This is a genomic window from Nostoc mirabile CHAB5784 (genome assembly GCF_020829645.1).
GTDB lineage: Bacteria > Cyanobacteriota > Cyanobacteriia > Cyanobacteriales > Nostocaceae > Nostoc > Nostoc mirabile.
Map to the genome: position 1 here is coordinate 1 of NZ_JAIVFS010000258.1, position 3,248 is coordinate 3,248.

At 45.4% G+C, this 3,248-nt stretch carries 6 protein-coding genes; all 6 read left to right on the forward strand.

Annotated elements, in window-relative coordinates:
• Nucleotides 1–736: 736 nt before the first annotated feature.
• The 6 genes from LC653_RS45295 to LC653_RS45320 all read left to right on the forward strand — a co-directional run bounded on the left by LC653_RS45295 (nt 737) and on the right by LC653_RS45320 (nt 2,979).
• Entirely contained in the window at nt 737–976 is a 240-nt protein-coding gene (locus LC653_RS45295) for a hexameric tyrosine-coordinated heme protein (RefSeq protein WP_229501758.1), read from the forward strand.
• Nucleotides 977–984: 8 nt separating this feature from the next.
• Complete coding sequence (locus LC653_RS45300) at nt 985–1,224, forward strand: hypothetical protein (RefSeq protein ID WP_190733663.1); 240 nt, start codon at nt 985–987, stop codon at nt 1,222–1,224.
• 10 nt (nt 1,225–1,234) lie between these two features.
• Nucleotides 1,235–1,870 carry a hypothetical protein gene (locus LC653_RS45305; protein ID WP_229501759.1) on the forward strand — a complete coding sequence of 212 codons (636 nt, stop codon included), beginning with the start codon at nt 1,235–1,237 and terminating at the stop codon, nt 1,868–1,870.
• Entirely contained in the window at nt 1,861–2,376 is a 516-nt protein-coding gene (gene tpx, locus LC653_RS45310) for a thiol peroxidase (protein ID WP_229501760.1), read from the forward strand. Before LC653_RS45305 ends, tpx begins: the two co-directional genes overlap by 10 nt.
• A gap of 14 nt (nt 2,377–2,390) precedes the next feature.
• Nucleotides 2,391–2,783 (forward strand): nitrate/nitrite transporter NrtS, encoded by a 393-nt coding sequence (nrtS, locus tag LC653_RS45315; protein ID WP_229501761.1) that lies wholly within the window; start codon nt 2,391–2,393, stop codon nt 2,781–2,783.
• Nucleotides 2,784–2,844: 61 nt separating this feature from the next.
• Nucleotides 2,845–2,979 (forward strand): MarR family transcriptional regulator, encoded by a 135-nt coding sequence (locus tag LC653_RS45320; protein ID WP_229501762.1) that lies wholly within the window; start codon nt 2,845–2,847, stop codon nt 2,977–2,979.
• The last annotated feature ends 269 nt before the right edge of the window (nt 2,980–3,248 follow it).

Here is a 3,248-nt window from a genome sequence, read left to right on the forward strand (position 1 = left end):
TTTCAAGCAGGCTTAAAAGCACTACTGAGGATTCGGTTTTAGCTGTCAGGGTACTTTACCATTATAAAAGTTTCTCTACATCAGTAACGGGTGGCGATCGCCGCCAGTGGGGCGCTTTCAAGAAACAACTTTTACAATTTATTATCTAGAAAGCTTACTGAAAAAGCATTTCTAGCTCAAAAGAGGCAAGGTTGGGTCATGCCCTAGGGAAGTGTGGGGATGCTAAACAGAAGTAGTTGAATGATTCATCAATTGCGTGAATCCTTACCAATTGGCCATGAGCTTCCTTGGTGGCAACTTCTAGCTTCAATGGGTTCAAGCAAATAAGTGATAGATTTAGGTTACGGAAATTTAAAAATTTTTCGCAGCCTATAGTATGTTTCATTCCTGTGGTTGTAGGAGTTGAGCTAAACATTACCCACGACGAAAACAGACAAGGAGCGCACCATGATCGCAGTTTTTGTCCGTTTCCGCTATAAAAGCGAATTCAATGAGGCATACGTGCGGCAGATCGCAGACGGAGCACGAGCAAAGTTTGAAGGCATGCCTGGGCTCCGTTCAAAGACATTCACGGTTGATTCAGTCAATCAGGAGGCGCTTAATTTCTATGTTTGGGATTTTGAGGAGGCAGCGAAGGCATTTTGTTCAGTCTAGCATCTCCGCACTTCCACTCTGAACCGCCCAAGTTTGTTACATGACAGAGCTCTTAAGAACGCAATTAACAGGAGAACAAACAATGGATACGATTGCACTGGTTCCTAACAACTCGTTGATCACCGAAACACCTGAGGAAGGACGGCAATTAGCCGTGAAATTGGCGCGACTAATTATTAAGCTAACTCAACCCGATGAAGAGAAGCGCAAAAAGCTACGAGATGTCTATGGTAACGATGCCATGATGTTGATTGCCGTAGGGCAAACAGTTGCCACTGAGTTTGCCACGATCGCGGCTGCTAACAATTATTGGCAGAAGTGAGGTGGGCAATGAATGACTATTGTTTAGTGGACTGTGGTTTTCACGACCAGTTAGAAGTCCTAGCAACGCTACGGCAGTCTTGCCAGATTTCCTATCGCACTGTAACTGGAGAAATCGTCCAAGTTCAGGATCAGATTGTGGATGTGTATGCTGCCAACCAAGCAGATTTTTTGAAGCTTAAAGACGGGACTGAGATTCGGCTCGATCGCCTGATCTCTGTCAATGGCAACCCAACTCGATTTGCTTAGGAGTAGCATAATGGTAATCCAACTTAAGATTGATCGCGTCTTACAAGGTTCATTTGACCTCAAAGCGCTGAATCTTTTGTTTGTGTTTCAAGTCAATTGTCCCGGTTGTTTCATCTATGGTTTTCCTCTCGTCAACAAGTTGCACTGGAAGTATCGTCAGTCCGGCTTAAATGTCTTGGGGATCTCAACGGCTTTTGAGGATTTTGAGTACAACACTGCTGCCAATACAGAGTTGCTTTTGACTGAGATGAAACTGGTTGGAGCAACTCGGCAAGCGTTAGGAGAATTTTACTCTCAAGCAATCGACTTTCCCGTTGCTGTCGATCAACTTACCACGGGTACACTATTCGCAACACTTGAAAACACTGAGGCTTTAACTGAAACGATCCCTGGTTTTGATCACCTGCCCAAATCAGAGCAGGCAATACTGCGTCAAAAGGTGAACGCTTACTTGCAGCGGTACGCCAAAACATCGGCAACCTTTACGCTGAATCATTTACTGGGGACACCGACCTTTCTTCTGGTTGACCAAAACCTGCAATTGCTAGATGGATGGTTTGGGCATACGCCTGAAGCAGCAGTGATTGAGCGCATCGAAAAACACCTTTGCACCTTTAAAAGAGTAACCCAGGAACTATGCAAGTAACGTTTCATGGGCAACCGATGCGATTGCTGGGCTTACCATTGAAAGTCGGCGATCGCGCCCGTAACGTGCGGGTGATTGACAACAACCTGTCACCCGTGCTGCCACTGGCGCGATCGCAGGGAAAGATTCGCCTTTTCCTCACGGCTCCTTCCCTGGATGTGCCGATTTGTAGCGCTGCAATTCAGAAATTCAGCCAACGTCTAAACTCACTGGGTCAAGAGGTAACTGATTTCGTTGAAGTCTTTCTCGTCTCTGCTGATCTGCCCTTTGCTCAAAGCCGTTGGCAAACGATCAAAGATGTTGCAGATATCACAATGCTTTCGGATCATCGTGATCTGGATTTTGCCCGCAATTGGGGATTGTTGGTTCAAGAAGTGGGGCTACTAGCACACGCCGTTTATGTAGTTGATCGCACGGGCATTGTAACGTATCGAGAAGTTGTCCCTGAACTGTTGGATGAACCGAATTACCAGGCTGCGATTGAAGCACTGCAAGCCATCGCTTAAACGTGGATGGTGTCATGTTGAAAACGTTGAAGTTTTGCTATACTATCGGGACTGATCCAGCCTTGCGACCCACTGCCTTAAAAGTGGCTCTCGTTATAGAATCGTTACTTTTCGCGATTAATCATGGCAGTGCTGTGTTGCGAAGGGAAATAACTCATGAAGGCTGGTTGATGGGGCTACTGGGCTATTCGCTTACTTGGTGCTTTATAAGGTCAGTATTCGTAGACAGTACTCAACCCGATCGCAACACAGAATTAGCCCTTCCTGCTGAAGACTCGAATGTTGGTGTCAGCGAAAATCCCTTCGATGCCTCAAGGGCGATCAAGCAACACATCTTGATTGGGCTAAAAAAAATTGGGCTGGCGCTCAAAAGTCAATCTGGCAGAATGCTGGACAACAAGGCTTAACATCGACTCACGGGCAAATCCTGGCGCTTCTGAGTGGATACAAGGCAACACTGGGATACGTTTGGCAAAACATCTTGCGGTCACGGCTGTCACTGCCAGCGATGCGGTTACATCGCTGGTCGATAAAGGGTTAGTGCAAAAAACGCGATCGTCTCAGAATGGACGAGTAATCGCTATCACGTTAACCTTTGAATGAGTATTACTTTACGGTAAGGTAATCAAAGTTATCAGGATTTAGATTTTCAGGGAATAAAAGAATTTCTCGCCCTTCTAGCTTGGCTTGATAATGTAAAGAAATCGCTTTTTCCAGATAATAATATTTAACCAATACCGTGGTATGTGTGCTTTTACCCCCTGGATGACCAAATTGTGAATCATACCCTGACCAAAAATTAACGACATTTCAAGGGTTATAGCCTAAACATCACATAAAAGTTTGCATAAAATTATGGCCGCGTGTCCTGA

Coding starts and splice junctions, on each gene's coding strand:
- LC653_RS45300 (WP_190733663.1), top strand. CDS start 985: ATGAATGACTATTGTTTAGTGGACTGTGGTTTTCACGACCAGTTAGAA.
- nrtS (WP_229501761.1), top strand. CDS start 2,391: ATGTTGAAAACGTTGAAGTTTTGCTATACTATCGGGACTGATCCAGCC.
- LC653_RS45305 (WP_229501759.1), top strand. CDS start 1,235: ATGGTAATCCAACTTAAGATTGATCGCGTCTTACAAGGTTCATTTGAC.
- tpx (WP_229501760.1), top strand. CDS start 1,861: ATGCAAGTAACGTTTCATGGGCAACCGATGCGATTGCTGGGCTTACCA.
- LC653_RS45295 (WP_229501758.1), top strand. CDS start 737: ATGGATACGATTGCACTGGTTCCTAACAACTCGTTGATCACCGAAACA.